Raw genomic sequence first — 20358 nt, forward strand, 5'->3', positions numbered from 1 at the left:
GGTCATCAATCGTAGGCGCTGGATCCGCCGTTCCGTGCTGGAACGAGGGGCCGCCGGGATGCGGCGGCCCCTCGTCGCCCTACTTCTTCGGCGGGACGACCTGGACGATGGCGCCCAGGTTGCCCGGCAGCGGGCTGATCAGCTTGAACTGCACGCCCAGCGCCTTGCCCTCGTCGCCCGGGTTGCCGGTGCCGGCCACGTGGCCGTTGCCGAGGTCGGTCCCGTACAGCTCGGTGGCGGGGGTGCCGTCCACGTGCACCACGCGGGTGCTGTACGGCTGGTCGCCCTTGCTCGGCACCACCGTGGAGGCGTCGAAGTCACGGTAGTAGAGCGAGCCGTTCTGCAGCTCGAAGCCCGGAACCCAGGTCTTCGCGTCGGTGAAGTTCGGCACGCCCTTGAGCGCGGGGATGGTGGAGCAGTACTCGCTGAACGGCTCGTCCGGCGCCTCCAGGCACTCCTTCAGCGGGTAGGTGTTGTTGAAGGAGAAGGCCGCGTTGGAGGACTGCGTACGGCCTTCCAGGTTCTTGTGCCTGCTCGGGTCCTTCTGGGCGGCGGTGCCGTTGCGGCGCAGCGGGTCGTAGTGCGAGTCCACGACCAGCAGGCTGCCCTTGGAGCCGATGCTCGGCGGCAGGGTCAGGTTGTTGACCACCGAGTTGTTGGTGAAGGTCGAGTCGCGGTACCAGACCAGCAGGCCGGGCGCGTTGTACTTGACCTTCTCCACCTTCCACGCCCCGTCGCGGGAGTAGTTGGTGTCGTAGGCGTACTGCAGGCCCTTGTCGAAGCCGTCGAAGTTGCGCCACTCGGCGAGGTAGAAGCGGGCGATCTCGCGGGAGCCGTTGTTGACGGTCCAGCCCTGGCCGCTGGTGTTGGTGAACGTGCCGCCGGTGGCCTTCCAGCCGTTGTCGCCGTTCTCGACGTCGTCGCTCCAGACGGTGGTGCCGCCGTTGGTGAGCGAGAAGTCGTCGGCGTGCCAGCCGCGCGGTTCGAAGGCGGCGTCGGTGTTGTAGGCCAGACGCAGCTTGACGGACTGGCCGGCGTACGGCGTCAGGTCGACGTAGTCGTGCCGCCACTGGCCGCCGGTGTCACCGGTGAGCCCGTACTTCTTGTTGCCGAACGTCTTGAGGTTCTTGTTCGGGTCCGGGTAGCCGTCGGGCGTGGTGACCTCGTTGCCGGCCTCGTCGCGCACCTTGAGCTGGCTCCACGTCTGGCCGCCGTCGGTCGAGACCTCCACGAAGCCGAAGTCCCAGTCCTGCTCGATCTCGTAGTTGTTCCACATCCAGAACCGCACGTCGGAGCCGGCGGGCACCGGGACCTCGCGGGTCAGGGTCTGGTTGGCCCAGTCCTGGTCCAGGTTGGACCACCAGGCCTTCGTGCCGCTGTGCGGGTCGATCATCTTCAGCGGGGTGGAGGCCAGGTTCACCCGGACGCCGTCCTCGGTGAGCTTGGGTGTGCGCGAGGACTGTCCGACCGTGACGATCCTGGAGGCGTCACCCGGGTTGAACGTCTTCGGGTTGGCCCAGCCGAGCACCCACTTGTCCCACAGGCCCATGTGCGTGGGCATGGACTGGAAGATGGGGCCGGAGTGGGAGCCGCTGGACATCAGGTCCCAGAAGTCCACCGCGGAGCTGGCCTGGCCGCTGGTGTCGTACAGGTCGGGCAGGCCGAGGTCGTGGCCGTACTCGTGGGCGAAGACGCCGACGCCGGAGTCCTCGGGCTGCACGATGTAGTTGGAGATCTTCTTGTCGCTGCCCGGGATCTTGTAGCCGCCCGCGACCGCGCTGGAGTGCGCCCAGATGGCGTAGGTGCCCTCGGCGCCGCCGTCGGAGGACTTGTCCTTGCCGGCGTGCACCATGACCAGGTGGTCGATGACGCCGTCGGGCTCGTCGAAGTTGCCGTCACCGTCGGAGTCGGCCACGTCCTCGACGTCGTAGTCGGCCCACGGGAAGTTCGGCTGCGCCTTGGCGAGGGCGTCGACCGTGTCGATGGCGAGCTGGCCCGCGCCGGTCGGGTTGCTGGGGTGACCCGACATGTCCTGCGGCTGGCCGCCACAGGCCGCGGCGCCGTAGTACGCCTCGGAGTGCGGGGCCTTGATCCAGCCGACGGCCGAGCCGGTGACGGAGTAGGCGCCCTTGGACAGCTCCTCGTACATCTTCTTCATCGTGTAGCCGGAGATGTCGATGCCGGGCTTGCCGTCGCGGGGGTCCTTGAGGTCCTTGCGCACGCGCTCGGTGATGCCCTTGTCGCTGTAGAGCATCTTGTTGAAGTGGTCGGTGCTGAAGTCCTTGAGCCAGAAGGAGTTGTTGTCCTTGTTCGGCAGCGTCGCGGGGTCGGGGATGTTGTTGTGCAGCGGGCCGTTCTTGAACGTGCCCGCCGGCTCGACCACGCAGTCGTCCGGCGCGCTGTCGGTCGTGCGCAGCCGGTTGAAGCCGGAGAAGTCGTCGTTCGCCTGGTCGTTGAACTCGACCAGCACGGTCAGGAGCTTGGCGGTCTTGACCTGCTTGGAGTTCTTGAAGATCCATTCGGCCGGGTTGCGGCCGGTCCTGATCGCCTGGTTCTCCCGGGCGGCCAGAACGCGGGCCGCGGCGGGGTTGCCGGTGACGAACTTCCTGTCGAACTTCTCCGCCGGTGAGAGCGAGCGGGCCTTGCCCTTGTTCAGCCCGGGTTCCTGCGGCTCCTTCTCGACCCGCGGAGGTGCGTAGTTGATGTAGTAGTCCGCCGCCGTGGGCTGGTAGTTGGCCACTGACGTGGCCTGGGCCGCGGGGACGGTCAGCGCGGCGCCGAGGAGGGCGACCGCCGGGAACGCGACTAACAGGCGCTTTGAGCTTGGCACCAGGTACCCTCTCTGCCCGGGGTCGCCGGGCGCATGGCCATAGGGTGTGCAATGCCGGACGCTAGAGGGTGGATAAACGGGTCGTAAAGTACGTTGTTGAAACGTGATCAAACTACGACATTTCAACCAGCAGAATTGCGGCGGCGGTACTGCCCGCAATGGCCCTCGGATAAACGCGACAACGCGATCATGAAATGCCGGCCGCACGGCCCTCCGGGAAGGTCAGTCGGAGGCGAGCACCGGGGGCGGCTCGGGGCCGGCGTCCGGCTCGACCGAGGGCTCGACGGCGGGCTCGTCGTCGTGCGGGGCGTCCTTGTGCGGGGCGTCCTCGTGCGGGTAGTGCAGGTCGAACGCGGGCCGCTCCGAGCGGATCGGCGGCATGCTGGTGAAGTTGTGCCGCGGCGGCGGGCAGGAGGTCGCCCATTCCAGCGAGTTGCCGTAGCCCCAGGGGTCGTCGAGCGTGACCTTGGGCGCGTGCCTGGTCGTCTTGTAGACGTTGTAGAGGAACGGCAGCGTCGAGGCGCCGAGCAGGAACGCCCCGGCCGAGGAGATCTCGTTGAGCGCGGTGAAGCCGTCGGCCGCGCTGTAGTCGGCGTAACGCCGCGGCATGCCGAGCTGGCCGAGCCAGTGCTGGACGAGGAACGTGGTGTGGAAGCCGACGAACAACGTCCAGAAGTGCACCTTGCCGAGCCGGTCGTCGAGCATCCTGCCGGTCATCTTCGGCCACCAGAAGTAGAAGCCGGCGAACATGGCGAACACGACCGTGCCGAAGACCACGTAGTGGAAGTGGGCGACGACGAAGTAGGTGTCGCTGATCTGGAAGTCGAGCGGCGGCGAGGCCAGGATGACCCCGGTCAGCCCGCCGAGCAGGAACGTGACCAGGAACCCGACCGAGAACAACATCGGCGACTCGAACGACAGATGCCCCCGCCACATCGTGCCGACCCAGTTGAAGAACTTCACCCCGGTCGGCACCGCGATGAGGAACGTCATGAACGAGAAGAACGGCAGCAGCACCTGCCCGGTCGCGAACATGTGGTGCGCCCACACGGTCATCGACAGCCCGGCGATGGCGATCGTGGCCCCGATCAGGCTCATGTAGCCGAAGATCGGCTTGCGGCTGAACACCGGGATCACCTCGGTGATGATGCCGAAGAAGGGCAGCGCGATGATGTAGACCTCGGGATGGCCGAAGAACCAGAACAGGTGCTGCCACAGCAGCGGCCCGCCGTTGGCGCCGTCGAAGACGTGCGTGCCGAGCTTGCGGTCCGACTCCAGCACCAGCAGCGCGGCGGCCAGCACGGGGAAGGCCATCAGCACCAGCATGCTGGTCAGCAGCACGTTCCAGGTGAAGATCGGCAGGCGGAACATGGTCATGCCAGGGGCGCGCATGCCGATGATCGTGGAGATGAAGTTGACCGCGCCCAGGATCGTGCCGAGCCCGGACATCACCAGGCCCATGATCCACAGGTCGCCGCCGACCTGCGGCGAGTGGATCGCGTTCGACAGCGGCGTGTAGGCGAACCAGCCGAAGTCGGCGGCGCCGCCGGGGGTGAGGAAGCCCGCCAGGACCATGAGCCCGCCGAACAGGAACAGCCAGTACGCCACCGCGTTCAGCCGGGGGAAGGCGACGTCGGGCGCGCCGATCTGCAGCGGCATGACCACGTTGGCGAACCCGGCGAACAGCGGCGTGGCGAACAGCAGCAGCATCACCGTGCCGTGGATGGTGAACAGCTGGTTGTACTCGTGCTGGTTGACCAGTTGCATGCCGGCCTGCGCCAGCTCGGCCCTGATGATCATGGCCATGATGCCCGCGACCAGGAAGAAGCCGAAGGAGGTGATCAGGTAGAGGTACCCGATGACCTTGTGATCGGTCGTCGAGAGCCAGGAGGCGATGACGGTCCCGGTACGGCGGCGCCTGACCTGCTCGATCGAGGTGTCCCGAACAGTCGTCACGGCTGCTCCCTCCTTCGCGGAGTTGTGCCTGCCCGATGCCGTCCATTCCACGCCAACCAACGCCGGACGGGAAGCGCTTCTTTAGAACGTCTTTGAACCGGTGTCCCACATGCCGGGCGATTACCGGTCCCCCTGTGGATTTCTTCTATCCTTTGGACCGAACCGACCCGGAGGAGAGATCTCGTGACCGCACAGAGTGACTACGCCGCCCTCGTCCAGCGGGGGCTCTCGCTCGACCTCACCAGGGGCAAGCCGTCACCGCGCCAGCTCGATCTCTCCGACGGCCTGCTCGGGCTGCCCTCCTCCGTCAAGGCCGCCGACGGCACCGACGGCCGCAACTACGGCAACCTGCAGGGCCTGCCCGAGCTGCGCGAGATCTTCGCGCCGCTGGTCCAGGTGCCCGCCGGGCAGCTCGTCGTGGGCGGCAACTCCAGCCTGACGCTGATGCACGACACGATCGTGCACGCGCTGCTGTCGAAGGTGCCGGGGGCCGAGCGCCGCTGGGTCGAGGAGCCGGAGATCACGTTCCTGTGCCCGGTGCCCGGCTACGACCGGCACTTCACCATCTGCGAGCGGCTCGGCATCAAGATGACGGCCGTCCCCATGGACGGCGACGGCCCCGACATGGACGTCGTCGAGCGCCTGGTCGCCGCCGACCCGACGGTCAAGGGCATCTGGTGCGTGCCGAAGTACAGCAACCCCTCCGGGATCACCTACGGCGACGAGACCGTGCGCAGGCTGGCCGCCATGCCGACGGCCGCCCCCGACTTCCGGATCATGTGGGACGACGCCTACGCCGTCCACCACCTCACCGACACCCCTGACGAGCTGGCCGACCTGCTCGCGCTGGCGGCCGAGCACGGCAACGCCGACCGCGTGTTCGTCTACGCCTCCACCTCGAAGGTCACGTACGCGGGCTCGGGCGTGTCGTTCTTCGGCTCCTCGCCGGCGAACGTGGAGTGGTTCCTCGCCAACACCGCCAAGCAGTCCATCGGCCCCGACAAGCTCAACCAGCTCCGGCACGTCGAGTTCCTGCGCGACGCCGCGGGCGTGGCCGCGCACATGCGGCGGCACGCCGCGCTGATCGGGCCGAAGTTCGAGCTGGTCGACAAGGTGCTGACCGAGCGGCTCGGCGACCTGGCGAGCTGGACCAGCCCGCGGGGCGGCTACTTCATCAGCCTGGAGGTGCCGCACGCCGCCGAGGTCGTGGCCAGGGCCAAGGCCGCCGGCATCGCGCTCACCCCGGCCGGCGCCACGCACCCCTACGGCCAGGACCCGGCCGACAGCACGATCCGCATCGCCCCCACCTTCCCCGAGCTGGACGAGCTGGAGCAGGCCATCGAGGGCCTGGCCGTCTGCGTCCGCCTGGTGGCGGAGGAGCGCGGCTAGATCGCCCGGCCCCTGAAGCCGAAGATGTACTCGCGCGTCTCGCCCGGATGGAACGAGACGCCGACCCCCGGCTCGAACGCGACGTTGTCGCGGGCGCAGTAGTACAGCCGTTCCCACACGGCCAGCGCCTTGTCCCGGGCCGGGGCCTCGGCGTGGTCGCGCCTGCGGGCGCCGCGCGCGCCGAGCACGAACAGCAGCCCGAGCCCCCAGAACAGCCCGGTGAGGCAGAACGGCGCCAGCAGCACCTCGGTCCACCGCGAGTCCTTGCCCATCGCGATCACCAGCGACACGACGAGATGCACCAAGGCCGCCGCGCCGAGCATGATCCACCCCTGGTTCCTGGCCCAGGGCGTGTAGTGGCGGCTGGGGAACGACATCCACACCGCGAGCTGCGTACGGCTCATGACGTGCTTCGACGCGCCCATCGACGGCGCCGTCGGCAGGTCGGCGATCTGCCGCTGCCCGGGCAGCCTGACCCTGCCGATCCGGTATGTCGTCCCCGCGGCGACCGCCCCCGGAACCGAGACGAGCTGGTCAGCCTGCGTACACACCGGGCACCTGACTTCCACCCGGGCAGTCTGGCCTTAAGGCACGTTCCGCGCAAACCGTAAGGTGCAGGTGTGAGACCGATTGATGCCCTGGTGAACTCGCTGTCCGAAGCTCGTGTGCTGACCGACCCGGACGTGATCGACTCCTACGCCCGCGACCGCACGTTCGTGGAGCCCGGCAAGCCGCTCGGCGTGGTGCTCGCCGCCTCCCGCGAGGACGTGGTGACGACCCTGCGGTGGGCCACCGAGCACCGGGTGCCGGTCGTTCCGCGCGGCGCCGGGACGGGCCTGGCGGGCGCGGCCACGGCGGGCGACGGGACGATCGTCCTGTCGCTGGCCAGGATGACGGCCATCAGGGAGCTCTCCCCCGCCGACGAGATCGCCGTGGTGGAGCCGGGCGTCATCACCGCCGACCTCGACCGCGCCGCCCGCGCGCACGGGCTCATGTACGCGCCGGACCCCTCGTCGTACGAGATCTCCACGATCGGCGGGAACCTGGCCACCAACGCCGGCGGCCTGCGCTGCGTGAAGTACGGCGTCACCAGGGACGCCACGCTCGGCCTTGAGGTCGTGCTGGCCGACGGGCGCGTCCTGAACACCGGCCGGCGCACGATGAAGGGCGTCACCGGCTACGACCTGACCGGGCTGTTCGTCGGCTCGGAGGGCACGCTGGGCGTGATCACCGCGGCCACCGTGCGGCTGAGGAGGGCCCCCGCCGCGCCGCCCGCGACGTTCGCCGCCGAGTTCGGCTCGCTGCGCGAGGCGGGCGCGGCCGTGTCGGCGATCATGGCCGCGGGCTGCCAGCCCTCGCTGATGGAGCTGCTGGACCGGGCCACGCTGGAGGCCATCGACGACTGGCGCAACATCGGGCTCGAACCCGCCACGCAGGCCATGCTGATCGGCCAGTCCGACGCGACCGACAGCCAGGACATGGCCGCCCGCATGGAACGGCTCTGCCTGGACAACGGCGCCTCGTTCGTCGCCGTCTCCTCCAGCCCGCAGGAGACCGAGGAGCTGGTCGGGCTGCGCAGGATGGCCTATCAGGCCAAGGAGCGGCTGGGGGCGTGCCTGGTCGAGGACGTGTGCGTGCCGCGCTCGGCGCTGCCCGAGATGATCACGGCGATCGAGGCGGCGGCGGTCCGGCACGGTGTGCGCATCTGCACGGTCGCCCACGCCGGGGACGGCAACCTGCACCCGGTCTTCATCTTCGAGCACGGCACGGCCGAGCCGCCCGCCGAGGTGTGGGCCGCGGCCGACGAGGTGTTCCGGTACGCGCTGTCGCTCGGCGGCACCCTGACCGGCGAGCACGGCGTGGGCGTGCTCAAGCGGCGCTGGCTGGGACTGGAGTCGGGGCCGGTGGCGACCGAGGTGCAGCAGGGCATCAAGGCGGTCTTCGACCCTCTGGGGATCATGAACCCGGGCAAGGCCATCTGAATTTGCCAAGCCGTGACCTTGGCCTCCGACACGGACACGACCTGCGACGAGACACTGACATCTTTCGTCAGAAAGTGGAAGTTACTTACACGTCCGGCAGACGCCCCACTTGTCACGCTGGTAGCGTTTTGCCCCATCTGTTGGTTGTGATGGGGGTCCGACGTGAATCAGTTCCAGCCGTTGGCAGGGGACGACCCGCGGCGGCTGGGGGCGTACGACATCGTCGCCCGGCTCGGCGAGGGTGGTCAAGGCGTCGTTTATCTGGGCAAGAGTGACTCAGGTGAACAGGTCGCCGTCAAGCTGCTGCACCATGCCCTCGTGGCCGACGCCGACGCGCGGACCAGGTTCCTGCGCGAGGTGGCGGTGGCCCAGCGGGTCGCCCGGTTCTGCACCGCGCCCGTCCTCCACGCCGACCTGGACGGGAGCCGGCCGTACATCGTGAGCGAGTACGTGCCGGGGCCCTCCCTGCGCGAGCTCGTCATCAACGAGGGCCCGCGGCGGGGCGCGGCGCTGGAACGGCTGGCGATCAGCACGGCCACCGCGCTGGCGGCCATCCACCGGGCCGGGATCCTGCACCGCGACTTCAAGCCCGCGAACGTGCTCATGGGCCCCGAGGGGCCGGTCGTGATCGACTTCGGCATCGCCCGCGCGCTGGACTCGCCGGGGGCGACGGCCACCGGGATGGCGATGGGGACGCCGTCGTACCTGGCGCCCGAGCAGCTCAGCGGGGCCGCCGTGTCGGAGGCCGCCGACGTCTTCGCGTGGGGCGTCACGATGGTGTACGCGGCCACCGGCAAGCCCGCGTTCGGGGCCGACTCCATCCCCGTGGTGATGAACCGCATCCTGAACGAGGAGCCGCAGCTCGGCGGGATGGAGGGCGAGCTCGCCGCGCTGGTGGGGCTGTGCCTGTCCAAGGACCCGGCGCAGCGGCCGAGCGCCGACGAGCTGATCGTCCGCCTCACGGGGCAGCCCGCGCCCAAGGCCGCCGTCGAACCGGTCACCGGCGCCACCGTCACTCCCGCCGTCCCGCAGCAGGCCGGTCCGTCCGGGGCCGGGCAGGACGCCTATCCGGGGCCGTGGACCCAGATGTCCGGGACCAATCCCGTCCCGCAGCAGGGCGGGCCGCACAACCGCCCCGCCCCCGGCGCCCCGCAGGGACCGGCGGGCGCCATGCCCGGCGCTCCCCAGGGCGTCCCCCACGCCGGTGCGCCCGGCGCCCCGGGCGCGTCCGTCCCCGGCGGCCAGCACGCACCGGGCGGCCCTCAGCCAGGCGCGCCCCAGGGCGGCGCGCCGAACGGCCCTCAGGGCGGCGTTCCCGGCGCACCTCAGCACGGCGCACCCCAAACCGGCGCACCCCAGCACGGCGCGCAGGGCGGCCCGCAGGCCGGCGCCATGGGCGGACCGGCCGCGCAGGGCGGCCAGCCGGGTGCGGCCCCGCACGGGCACCCGCACGGCGGCATGCCCGGTGGCCCTCAGGCGGGACACCCCGGCGGACCCCAGGCGGGTCATCCCGGCGGGAACCCGGGGGCGACCCGGATCGGAACCGCCGGTGGTCCGCAGGGCGAGCCGTCCGGTGGAGCGCCGGACAAGCAGCGGCGGACGTTGACGCTCGCCCTCTCCGGCGCGGCCGCCGCCGCGCTGCTCGTGGTGGCCGGGGCCGTCGTCGTGCAGGCCAACAGCGGCGACGTCGCGATCACCGCCACCGGCAACGCCTCCCAGAACCCCAAGGGTGACGGCCAGGGCGCCGGGCAGCCCGGCGAGCCGCCGGTCGCCGAGGTGACCCCCGACCCGATCCTGACGGCGGACACCGGCGAGCCCGTCCCCACGCTGGACGTCGGCCAGGCCGATCCGCCCAAGAAGGCCAAGCACACCAAGGAACCCGTCATCGCGGTCCCGAACCCGGTGACGAACGTGCCCACGACCCACCCCACCACCACCAAGGCCCCCACGGCCAAGCCGACCCCCACCAAGACGAAGAAGCCCACCGGCCTCGTCGACGGCGAGGACGAGCCGACGGCCGACCCGACCTCCGGCCTCTCGGCCACGGCCCCGACGAAGAAGCCGGCGACGACCAAACCCACCACGAAGCCCACCGCCAAGCCCACGGCCAAGCCGACCGCCACGCTCAAGCCGAACACCTTCAACGTGGTGACCGTCTGCGGCTCGGGCTTCAAGGTGATCGACTCGCACGCGCTGGGCGGTTCGGCCACGATCTACCTGCTCTACAACACCAGCGCGGGCAAGAACTGCGTGGTCACGATGTCGAAGCTGGTCTATCCCGGCAAGGTCTCCATGAACGCCACCCTCCAGGTCCAGGGCGGCGCGAGCGGCAGCAACCCGGGCAAGTTCACCGCGTACGCGGGGCCGGTGCGGCTGGCGGCCGTGAAGAAGTGCGTGATCTGGGGCGGTTCGTGGAACTCGCTGAGCTGGAAGTCCGGCTGGAGCCACTGCACCTGACCCGGCCGCGCGCGGCGGGACCCCTTCCTTCCGCGCGCCCCGGTCGCTACCGTGACTGACGTGATCGTCAGGTCCCTGACCCTTCGTGGCAAGCGCACGCGGGCCACGTTGCTCGCGGCCGGGCGCGAGGCGTTCGAGGAGCACGGGTACGACGCCGTGCGGATCGACGACGTGTGCGCGCGGGCGGGTGTCTCCCACGGCACCTTCTACACGTACTTCGACTCCAAGGAGGCGTTGTTCGGGGAGGTGGCGCAGGCGGTGGTCGGCGAGATGTTCGCGGCGAGCGCGGTCGGCGCGGCCGCCCCCGACGACCCCTACGCCCGCGTCGAGGCCGCCAACCGCCTCTACCTGCGAGCCTGGGCGGCGAACTCGCGCCTGGTCCGCATGGTGGAGCACGCCGCCGACGCCGACCCCCGGTTCGGGCGGCTGCTGCTGGAGCTGCGCGAGGCGTTCGTCCGGCGCGGCGCCGACGGGCTGCGCCGCCTTCAGGAGCAGGGCCTGGCCGACCCCTCGCTCGACCCGCGGCTGACGGCCGTCATGCTGGGCGGCATGGTCGAGCACTTCGCCCACGTGTGGCTGGATCTCGGTGAGCAGGCCGGCGAGCAGGACGCCGTCGACCACCTGACCCGGCTGTGGGCGCGGGCCATCGGGTTGACGCCCACGTCGACTTCGTCACAGGAGGCTTCGTGATCAGGAGCCGGCTCGACCCGCGCGGCGCCGAACAGCGGGCCCGGCGCGAGGCCATGCTCGCCAAGCTGGCCGAGCTGGACGCCGAGCACGCCAAGGCGGTGGGAGGCGGCGGCGAGAAGTACGTCGAACGTCACCGCCGGCGCGGCAAGCTGCTCGCCAGGGAGCGCATCGAGCTGCTGGTGGACCCCGACTCGCCGTTCCTGGAGCTGTCGCCGCTGGCCGCGTGGGGCAGCGAGTTCCAGGTCGGCGCGGGCGTCGTGACCGGCATCGGGGTGATCGAGGGCGTCGAGTGCCTGATCACCGCGAACGACCCCACGGTCAGGGGCGGCGCGTCCAACCCGTGGACGCTGCGCAAGACGCTGCGCGCGGCCGACATCGCGCTCACCAACCGGCTGCCGTACGTGAACCTGGTCGAGAGCGGCGGCGCGGACCTGCCGACGCAGAAGGAGATCTTCATCCCGGGCGGCCGCGTCTTCCGCGACCTGACGCGGCTGTCAGCGGCGGGCGTCCCGACGATCGCGCTGGTCTTCGGCAACTCCACGGCCGGCGGCGCGTACGTGCCCGGCCTGAGCGACTACGCGGTGATGGTCCGCGACCGCGCCAAGGTGTTCCTCGGCGGCCCGCCGCTGGTCAAGATGGCCACCGGCGAGGAGTCCGACGACGAGTCGCTGGGCGGCGCCGAGATGCACGCCAGGACCAGCGGCCTGGCCGACCACCTGGCCGAGGACGAGCACGACGCGCTGCGCATCGGCCGCGCCGTCGTGCGCTCGCTCAACTGGCGCAAACAGGGCGTGACGCCGCTGCCCGCCCGCGAGCCCGCCTATCCGGCCGAGGAGCTGCTGGGGATCGTCCCGGAGGACCTGAAGATCCCCTTCGACCCGCGCGAGGTGCTCGCCCGGGTGGTGGACGGCAGCGAGTTCGACGAGTTCAAGCCCCTGTACGGCCCGTCGCTGGTCACCGGCTGGGCGCGGGTCCACGGCTACCCGGTCGGGGTGCTGGCCAACGCGCGCGGGGTGCTGTTCAGCGAGGAGTCGCAGAAGGCCACCCAGTTCATCCAGCTCGCCAACCAGTCGCGCACGCCGTTGCTGTTCCTGCAGAACACCACCGGCTACATGGTGGGCAAGGACTACGAGCAGGGCGGCATCATCAAGCACGGCGCCATGATGATCAACGCCGTGTCGAACTCGACCGTGCCCCACCTGACCGTCGTCATGGGCGCCTCCTACGGCGCCGGCAACTACGGCATGTGCGGGCGCGCCTACGACCCCCGGTTCCTGTTCAGCTGGCCGAGCGCCAAGTCGGCGGTGATGGGCCCGGCCCAGCTCGCCGGGGTGCTGTCGATCGTCGGGCGGGCCGCGGCGCAGGCCAGGGGGCAGGTCTACGACGAGGAGGCCGACGCGGCGATGCGGGCCATGGTGGAGTCCCAGATCGAGGCGGAGTCGTTGCCGTTCTTCCTGTCGGGGCGGCTCTACGACGACGGGGTGATCGACCCGCGCGACACCCGTACGGTGCTGGGCATGTGCCTGTCGGCGATCAACAGCGCGCCGGTGCCGCCGGCCGCGGGGTTCGGGGTGTTCCGGCCGTGATCACCCGTCTGCTCGTCGCGAACCGGGGCGAGATCGCCCGCCGGGTCTTCCGCACCTGCCGCTCGCTCGGCGTCTCCACGGTCGCCGTCTTCTCCGACGCCGACGCCGGCGCGCCGCACGCCCGGGAGGCCGACCTCGCCGTCCGCCTGCCGGGGTCCCACCCGGCCGAGACGTACCTGGCGGTGGACCGGATCGTCGAGGCGTGCCGGGCCTCCGGCGCCGACGCGGTGCACCCGGGTTACGGCTTCCTGTCGGAGAACGCCGCGTTCGCGCGGGCCGTGCTGGAGGCCGGGCTCACGTGGGTGGGTCCGCCGCCCGCGGCGATCGAGGCGATGGGCTCGAAGATCGCGGCCAAGCGGCTGATGGCTGAGGCCGGGGTTCCGGTGCTGCCTTCGCTCGACCTGGCCGCGCCGGGCGAGTTCCCGCTGCTGGTGAAGGCGTCCGCGGGCGGGGGCGGGCGCGGCATGCGGATCGTCCGGGACGCCGGCGGGCTGGCCGCCGAGGTGGAGTCGGCGCGGCGGGAGGCCGCGGCGGCCTTCGGCGACGGCGCCGTGTTCGCCGAGCCGCTGCTGGAGGCCGCCCGGCACGTCGAGGTGCAGGTGCTGGCCGACGTCCACGGCACGGTGTGGGCGCTGGGCGAGCGCGAGTGCAGCGTCCAGCGCAGGCATCAGAAGGTCGTCGAGGAGTGCCCGTCGCCGGGGATCTCGGAGCGCACCCGCGAGCTGCTGTGCGCGGCGGCCGTACGGGCGGCCCGCCGGATCGGCTACGTCGGGGCCGGCACGGTCGAGTTCCTGGTCAAGGACGACCGGGTGGCGTTCCTGGAGATGAACACCCGGCTCCAGGTCGAGCACCCGGTCACCGAGCTGGTCTTCGGCGTCGACCTCGTACGGCTGCAACTTGAGGTGGCCGAGGGCGCGGCGCTGCCGCCGGAGCCGCCCGGCCCGCGCGGCCACGCGATCGAGGCGCGGCTGTACGCCGAGGACGCCGGCTACGTGCCCCAGACGGGCGTGCTGCGCCGGTTCGAGGTGCCGGGTGACGTGCGGGTGGACTCGGGCGTCGAGTCCGGGTCGGAGGTGTCGCCGCACTACGACGCGATGCTGGCCAAGATCGTCGGCTACGGGGCGACGCGGGCGGAGGCGGCGCGGAAGCTGGCCGCGTCCCTGCGCCGGGCCCGGCTGCACGGCGTCACCACCAACCGCGACCTGCTGCTGGAGATCGTGACCAGCCCGGCCTTCCTCGCGGGCGAGACGAACACCGCCTTCCTCTCCTCCGGCGGCCCGCTGTCGCCACTGTCGGCGCCGTCGTCCCCGCCTTCCGGCGACGGCGGACTGCCGGCGCTGGCCGCCGCGCTCGCCATGGCCGCCGCCAACCGTCGCGACGCCCGCGTCCTGGCCGGGCTGCCGGCCGGCTGGCGCAACGTGCGCTCGCAGCCCGCCCGCGCCCGCTTCGAGGAGGCCGACGTCGTCTACGACCCGCTGCCCCCGGGTGTCAGCGTGGTCTCGGCCCGGCCGGAGGAGGTCGTCCTGGAGAGCGGCGGCCTGCGGCGGACGTTCCAGGTCGCCCGGTACGACGGCGACGACCGCGTCTACGTCGACTCCGCGGCGGGCGCGGCGGTGCTGACGCCGGTGCCGCGCCTGCCCGAGCCTGTCGAGCACGTCGCCCCCGGCTCCCTGCTCGCGCCCATGCCGGGCAGCGTGCTGCGGGTCGAGGTGGCCGAGGGCGACACGGTGGTCCAGGGCCAGCCGGTCCTGGTGCTGGAGGCGATGAAGATGGAGCATCGCATCGCGGCCCCGGCGGGCGGCGTGGTGTCGGACGTACGCGTCGAGAAGGGACAGCAGGTCGAGGCCGGGGCCGTGCTGGCGATCATCCAGGAGGAGAACCCATGACGAGCCTGGTGCACAGGGAGCTGGCGGAGGGCGTGGCCACCGTCACGCTCGACTCGCCGGCCAATCGCAACGCGCTGTCCAGGCGGCTGCTGGCCGAGCTGGCCGAGCAGCTGCGCTGGGCGCTGGCCGAGCCGGACGCCCGGGTGATCGTGCTGACCGGCACGGGCCGGGTGTTCTGCTCGGGCGCCGACCTGAAGGAGCAGCGCGGCGACTCCGACGCGCCGGTGACGGCGTCCTTCCCGGAGATCATGACGCTGCTCTGGGAGAGCCCGAAGCCGGTGATCTGCCGCCTGAACGGCACGGCCCGCGCGGGCGGCCTCGGCCTGGTCGCCGCGTGCGACTTCGCGATCGCGCCGGACACGGCGTCGTTCGCGTTCACCGAGGTGCGGCTCGGGGTGGCGCCTGCGATGATCTCGGTGCCCGTGCTGCGCCGGCTCGACCCGCGGGCGGCGGCCGAGTACTTCCTGACCGGCGAGGTGTTCGACGCCGCCACGGCGGCCCGCATCGGCCTGCTGACCAGGGCCGTGCCCGAGGACGAGCTCGACCCCACCGTGCGCCACTACGCGGGGATGCTGGTCAGGGGCGGCCCCGAGGCGCTGGCCATCACCAAGCGGCTGGTGCGGGAGGTTCCGGCGGTGTCGTTCGAGGAGGGGCTGCGGCGGATGAGCGAGCTGTCGGCCGAGCGGTTCACCTCGGCCGAGGGGCAGGAGGGCATCGCGGCGTTCATGGACAAGCGGCCGCCCAAGTGGATGCCGTGATGGCGTTGCGCGTCGCCAATTGCAGCGGTTTCTACGGCGACCGGCTCTCGGCGGCCAGGGAGATGGTCGAGGGCGGCCCGATCGACGTGCTCACCGGCGACTGGCTGGCCGAGCTGACCATGCTGATCCTGGCCGGCAACCGGCTCAAGGGCCGTCCCGGCTACGCGCCCACGTTCCTGCGCCAGCTTGAGGACGTCCTCGGCGCCTGCCTCGACCGCGGCATCAGGATCGTGACGAACGCGGGCGGGCTCGACCCGGCCGGGTGCGCCGAGGCCGTGCACGAGCTGGCCGCCCGGCTGGGCCTGTCGCCCAAGGTCGCCCACGTCACCGGCGACGACCTCATGGGCCGCCCGCTCGACCTGATCGACACCGGCACCGACACCGGCGAGCGCGCGCCGGCCGCGCCGCTGACCGCCAACGCCTACCTCGGCGGCCGTCCCATCGCCGCCGCGTTGTCGGCGGGCGCGGACGTCGTGGTGACCGGCCGCGTGACCGACGCCGCCCTGGTCACCGGCCCCGGCATCTGGCGGTACGGGTGGGGCCCCGGCGACCTCGACCCGCTGGCCGGCTCGGTCGTGGCGGGGCATGTCATCGAGTGCGGCTGCCAGGCCACGGGCGGCAACTACGCCTTCTTCCAGGACGTGCCCGACCTGGCCCACTGCGGCTTCCCCATCGCCGAGCTGCGCGCCGACGGCTCGTCCGTGATCACCAAGCATCCGGGCACGGGCGGCCTGGTCTCGGTCGGCACGGTCACCGCGCAGCTCGTCTACGAACTGGGCGGCCCGCGCTACCTGGGCCCCGACGTGGTCGCCCGGTTCGACACGATCACGCTCTCGGACGACGGCCCCGACCGGGTGCTGATCTCCGGCGTCCGGGGCGAGGCGCCGCCGGACACGCTCAAGGTCGCCGTCAACTACCCGGCCGGCTACCGCAACACGATGACGCTGGTCCTGACCGGCCTGGACGTCGAGGCCAAGGCGCGGGTCGCCGAGGAGGCCATCTGGGCACGGGTGCCGCGCGAGACCTTCGACCAGGTGGACGTGACCCTGACGGACGCGGGCCTGCTGCGGATCACCGTCATGGACGCCGACCGGCGCACCGCGGGCCGGGTCTTCTCCTCGGCCGTGGTGGAGACGGGCCTGTCCAGCTACCCGGGCTTCTACGGCCTCACCCCGCCGGGGGACGCCTCCCCGTACGGGGTGTACCGGCCGGCCCTGGTGCCGGCGTCCGAGGTGCGGCCCCGCGTCTTCCTGGACGGCGTGGAGCTGCTCCTCCGGGAGACGCCTCCGGTTTCCCAGGGCGAGCCGATCGAGCCGCCGGTCGAGCCGTCCGTTCCGGCGCCGCCCGGCGGACCCACCGTGCGCGTGCCCCTGGGACGGGTAGCGGGCGCGCGCTCCGGCGACAAGGGCGGCGACGCCAACCTCGGCGTGTGGGCCGCGACCGGCGAGCAGTACGCCTGGCTGGCGGCCACCCTCACCGCCGACCGGCTCAAGGTCCTGCTCCCGGAGCTGGCCGCCCACCGCGTCGACCGGCACGAGCTGCCCAACATCAGGGCGCTCAACTTCGTCGTCCACGGGCTGCTGGGCAGGGGCGTGGCGGCCAGCCCGCGCATGGACCCGCAGGCCAAGGCCCTGGGCGAGGAGCTACGCGCCCAGGTGGTCGACGTCCCCGCCGCCCTGCTCCCGCAGGCCGAGCAGGCCGGCGCCTAGCAGGCCCGCGTCCACGCCGAGCGCCGAGACCCGTACCTCGGGCGCGGGACGGAAGGCGAGGCGGGCGGCCAGCCGGGTCCGCAGCGGGGTCAGCAGGGCGTCCCCGGCCAGGGAGAGGCCGCCGCCGACGACGATCACCGCGGGGTCCAGCACCAACGTGTACGTGGCCAGGCCCAGCGCGAGCGCCTCCACGGCCTCCGCCCACACGCGGGCGGCCGGTTCGTCCCCGGCCGCGGCCCGGCGGACGACGTCCTCGGCGGAGGTCTCGCCGGCGCGGGCGGCGACGGAGGCGGCCGAGGCGTAGGCCGCCAGGCAGCCGCGCTGCCCGCACGGGCACGGGAGCCCGCCGGGGTGCACGGGGACGTGCCCGATCTGCCCGGCCCACCCGGCGGCGCCGCCGTACAGGGAGCCGGACAGGACCACGGCTCCGGCGATGCCGGTGCCGATGGGCACGTACAGCGCGTCGGCGGCGGCCGATCCGTAGGCCAGCTCCGCCTCGCCGGCCGAGCGCACGTCGTGGCCGAGGGCCAGCGGGAGCGTCCCGTCGGTGAAGGCGGCGGCGGGGACGTCCCGCCAGCCGAACGCGGCCGAGAAGACGGCCCGCTCGGGCGTGACCAGACCGGGCACGGCCAGGCCCACGGCCTGGGGGCGCAGGAGGGCGCCGGAGACCGTGCGCGGCGGGGTCAGGTCGGCGACGAAGGCGGAGATCGCCGCGATGACGCGTTCGGGCCCTTCGGAGCGGGGAGTGGGACGGCGTTCCCGGTAGAGGATGGTGCCGTCCTGGGCGATCAATCCGCCTTTCAGGGTGGTCCCGCCCACATCAATCGCCACAACACACTTCATCAACCCATATTCCCCCAATGCGGGATGATGTCTGACATGACGCTACGTCGCCTGACATTTGATGACCTGGAGGACTGCACCCGGCTCGCCGAGGACCGCGGCTGGGGCGCCGAGCGGCACAAGTGGCGCCTGCTGTTCGAGGTCGGGGAGCCGTACGGCATCGAGGCCCCCGACGGCGACGGCCTGGCCGCCACGAACATCCTCACTCTCTACGGCGACGACCACGCGGTGATCAGCATGGTCCTGACCGCCTCCAGGTTCGCCCGGCAGGGCCTGGGCCGCACGCTGATGCGGCACGTGCTGGAGCGCGCGGGCGGCCGCACCGTCTCGCTGCACGCCACCGAGCACGGCCGCCCGCTCTACGAGGAGTTCGGCTTCCGCGTCACGAACCGGACCGCGACCAGGACCGGCGTCTTCCACGGCGAGCCATCGGGCCGCACCCGCCCGGCCACCCCGGACGACCTGGACACCATCCTCGCCCTGGACGCCGAGGTGTTCGGCACCGACCGGTCGCCCGTGCTGCGCCGGATGTTCGGCTTCGGCGAGGGCGTCAGGATCACCGACGGCGGCTACGCCCACCGCTGGGACAACGACGGCACCGCCACCATCGGCCCGGTCGTGGCCCAGGACGAGCGGACCGCCCGCGACCTGATCGGCGACCTGGCCCTGGACTCCGGCCGCAAGGTCAGGATCGACCTCGACCTGGCCAGGGAGGACCTGACGCGCTGGGCGGACGGGCACGGCCTGACCGAGGCGTTCACGAGTTCGCAGATGGTGTGGCACGGCGACCTGCCCGGCGACCGCTCGCGGCAGTTCCTGCCGTTCATGCTGGCCCTGGGTTGACCGGCCCTCGGAGGCTCTCATAGGTTGAAGCTCTCCAGAATATCGTTCTGTCAAAGGGCGGCCATGACCTCCACCCACATCGACGTCAGCGCCATCGACCTCGACGACCTCGGCGCGTGGATGGACGCCGAGGGGCTGCCGGGTGGGCCGATCACGGAGGTCGCCCCGATCCCGGGGGGCACGCAGAACGTCATGGTCCGCCTCGAACGCGGCGGCCGGCCGTACGTCCTGCGCAGGCCGCCCCTGCACGCCCGGCGCAGGAGCAACGAGGTGCTGCGCCGCGAGGCGCGGTTGCTGGCCGCGCTGAGCGGCACGGCGGTGCCCGCACCGCGTCTGGTGGCCGCGCAGACCGCCCGGGAGCCGGTGTTCTACCTGATGGAACCCGTGGCCGGGTTCAACCCTTCGACCGGGCTGCCCGAGCCGCACGCCTCCGACCCGGCGATCCGGCACCGGATGGGCCTGGAGGCCGCCGCCGCGCTGGCCGAGCTGGGACGGGTGGACCCGGACGTGCTGCCCGGCTTCGGCCGTCCCGAGGGCTTCCTCGAACGCCAGGTGCCGCGCTGGCTGAAGGAGCTCGACTCCTACGGCGAGCTCGACGGCTACCCCGGCCCCGACATCCCGGGCCTGGAGGCGACCGCCGGCTGGCTCACCCGCCACCGTCCGGCCACGTTCGTCCCGGGGATCATGCACGGCGACTACCACTTCGCCAACCTGATGTTCGCCCTCGACGGGCCCCGGGTGGCGGCGATCGTCGACTGGGAGATGTGCACGATCGGCGACCCGCTGCTCGACCTGGGCTGGCTGCTGGCCACCTGGCCGGTCAACAACGGGCACGTGCCTGGACTGCCGGGCGAGCGGGAGCTGGTCGCGTACTACGCGGAGCTGTCGCGGCGCGACCTGTCGGCGATCGACTGGTACGCGGTGATGGCCTGTTTCAAGCTCGGCATCGTGCTGGAGGGCACGCACGCGCGGGCGTTCGCCGGCAAGGCGCCCCGCGAGATCGGCGACGTGCTGCACGCCACCACCCTCGGCCTGTTCGCCCGTGCCCACGACATCATGGAAGGTTTGTTGCGCTGAACCCGATGCGGGAAAAGGATCACGCCGGACGCCCAGATGCGTACAATTGCGCGCAATTGCATCTGGTATTCGGGGAAAGGATCGTCATGCGCATGCGGTTCCTCGGCTCCACCTCGGAGGCGGGCGCCTGCCCCACCCTGTACGAGACCGATCGCGGCACCATCGTCGTCCAGGGGCTTCACGTCACCGACCCCGAGGCGCTCGCGGACCTCCGCGACGTGCTCGACGGCGAGGCCGCCGTCGAGGTGCCCCGCGAGCTCCTGACCGAGATCGCCCGCCGGGTCCTGCCCGACGGGTCCGCCGGTGTCCGGCCCACCAGCGACGGGACACCGTCGGCAACCGCTTGATCACG

15 protein-coding genes are annotated in these 20358 nt (G+C 71.8%); 11 read left to right on the forward strand and 4 right to left on the reverse strand.

Going from position 1 to position 20358, the window contains the following annotated elements:
* Positions 1-79 precede the first annotated feature (79 nt).
* A complete protein-coding gene (locus tag AB0J97_RS37400; protein ID WP_364097874.1) occupies positions 80-2830 on the reverse strand; it encodes an immune inhibitor A domain-containing protein in 2751 nt (916 codons plus the stop codon).
* Between the two features lie 222 nt (positions 2831-3052).
* On the reverse strand, positions 3053-4786 hold the full coding sequence (gene ctaD, locus AB0J97_RS37405) for a cytochrome c oxidase subunit I (RefSeq protein ID WP_364097877.1): 1734 nt from the start codon (positions 4784-4786) through the stop codon (positions 3053-3055).
* A gap of 183 nt (positions 4787-4969) precedes the next feature.
* Here ctaD and AB0J97_RS37410 point away from each other — a divergent pair, with 183 nt between their 5' ends.
* A complete protein-coding gene (locus tag AB0J97_RS37410; RefSeq protein ID WP_364097880.1) occupies positions 4970-6175 on the forward strand; it encodes an aminotransferase class I/II-fold pyridoxal phosphate-dependent enzyme in 1206 nt (401 codons plus the stop codon).
* Here AB0J97_RS37410 and AB0J97_RS37415 read toward each other — a convergent pair.
* A complete protein-coding gene (locus AB0J97_RS37415; RefSeq protein WP_357701106.1) occupies positions 6172-6726 on the reverse strand; it encodes a hypothetical protein in 555 nt (184 codons plus the stop codon). The two genes, AB0J97_RS37410 and AB0J97_RS37415, sit on opposite strands and share 4 nt — an antisense overlap.
* 69 nt (positions 6727-6795) lie before the next feature.
* Here AB0J97_RS37415 and AB0J97_RS37420 point away from each other — a divergent pair, with 69 nt between their 5' ends.
* From AB0J97_RS37420 to AB0J97_RS37450, 7 genes are all read left to right on the forward strand, one after another.
* Positions 6796-8157: an FAD-linked oxidase C-terminal domain-containing protein gene (locus AB0J97_RS37420; RefSeq protein WP_364097884.1), complete on the forward strand. Its 1362-nt coding sequence runs from the start codon at positions 6796-6798 to the stop codon at positions 8155-8157.
* 162 nt (positions 8158-8319) lie between these two features.
* Complete coding sequence (locus tag AB0J97_RS37425; protein WP_364097887.1) at positions 8320-10614, forward strand: protein kinase; 2295 nt, start codon at positions 8320-8322, stop codon at positions 10612-10614.
* Positions 10615-10674: 60 nt separating this feature from the next.
* The gene (locus tag AB0J97_RS37430; RefSeq protein WP_357701112.1) at positions 10675-11304 is read left to right on the forward strand and encodes a TetR/AcrR family transcriptional regulator; all 630 of its coding nucleotides are present in this window, start codon (positions 10675-10677) and stop codon (positions 11302-11304) included.
* Between the two features lie 53 nt (positions 11305-11357).
* Positions 11358-12890, forward strand: coding sequence for a carboxyl transferase domain-containing protein (locus tag AB0J97_RS37435; protein WP_364097978.1), 1533 nt, complete (start codon positions 11358-11360; stop codon positions 12888-12890).
* Complete coding sequence (locus AB0J97_RS37440) at positions 12887-14776, forward strand: biotin carboxylase N-terminal domain-containing protein (protein ID WP_364097891.1); 1890 nt, start codon at positions 12887-12889, stop codon at positions 14774-14776. The genes AB0J97_RS37435 and AB0J97_RS37440 overlap by 4 nt, the downstream gene beginning before the upstream one ends.
* Entirely contained in the window at positions 14773-15534 is a 762-nt protein-coding gene (locus AB0J97_RS37445; RefSeq protein WP_364097894.1) for an enoyl-CoA hydratase-related protein, read from the forward strand. Before AB0J97_RS37440 ends, AB0J97_RS37445 begins: the two co-directional genes overlap by 4 nt.
* A complete protein-coding gene (locus tag AB0J97_RS37450) occupies positions 15534-17243 on the forward strand; it encodes an acyclic terpene utilization AtuA family protein (RefSeq protein ID WP_364097897.1) in 1710 nt (569 codons plus the stop codon). The genes AB0J97_RS37445 and AB0J97_RS37450 overlap by 1 nt, the downstream gene beginning before the upstream one ends.
* Here AB0J97_RS37450 and AB0J97_RS37455 read toward each other — a convergent pair.
* A complete protein-coding gene (locus AB0J97_RS37455; protein WP_364097900.1) occupies positions 17178-18074 on the reverse strand; it encodes an ROK family protein in 897 nt (298 codons plus the stop codon). The two genes, AB0J97_RS37450 and AB0J97_RS37455, sit on opposite strands and share 66 nt — an antisense overlap.
* 48 nt (positions 18075-18122) lie before the next feature.
* Here AB0J97_RS37455 and AB0J97_RS37460 point away from each other — a divergent pair, with 48 nt between their 5' ends.
* From AB0J97_RS37460 to AB0J97_RS37470, 3 genes are all read left to right on the forward strand, one after another.
* The gene (locus AB0J97_RS37460; protein WP_364097903.1) at positions 18123-18929 is read left to right on the forward strand and encodes a GNAT family N-acetyltransferase; all 807 of its coding nucleotides are present in this window, start codon (positions 18123-18125) and stop codon (positions 18927-18929) included.
* A gap of 63 nt (positions 18930-18992) precedes the next feature.
* Positions 18993-20006, forward strand: a complete 1014-nt coding sequence (locus AB0J97_RS37465) for a phosphotransferase family protein (protein WP_357701124.1) — start codon at positions 18993-18995, stop codon at positions 20004-20006.
* An 86-nt stretch (positions 20007-20092) separates the two neighbouring features.
* Positions 20093-20353, forward strand: coding sequence for a hypothetical protein (locus tag AB0J97_RS37470; RefSeq protein WP_357701126.1), 261 nt, complete (start codon positions 20093-20095; stop codon positions 20351-20353).
* Positions 20354-20358: the final 5 nt, after the last annotated feature.

Origin of the sequence: Nonomuraea sp. NPDC049607 (genome assembly GCF_040675375.1) — a bacterium.
Taxonomy (GTDB): Bacteria; Actinomycetota; Actinomycetes; order Streptosporangiales; family Streptosporangiaceae; genus Nonomuraea.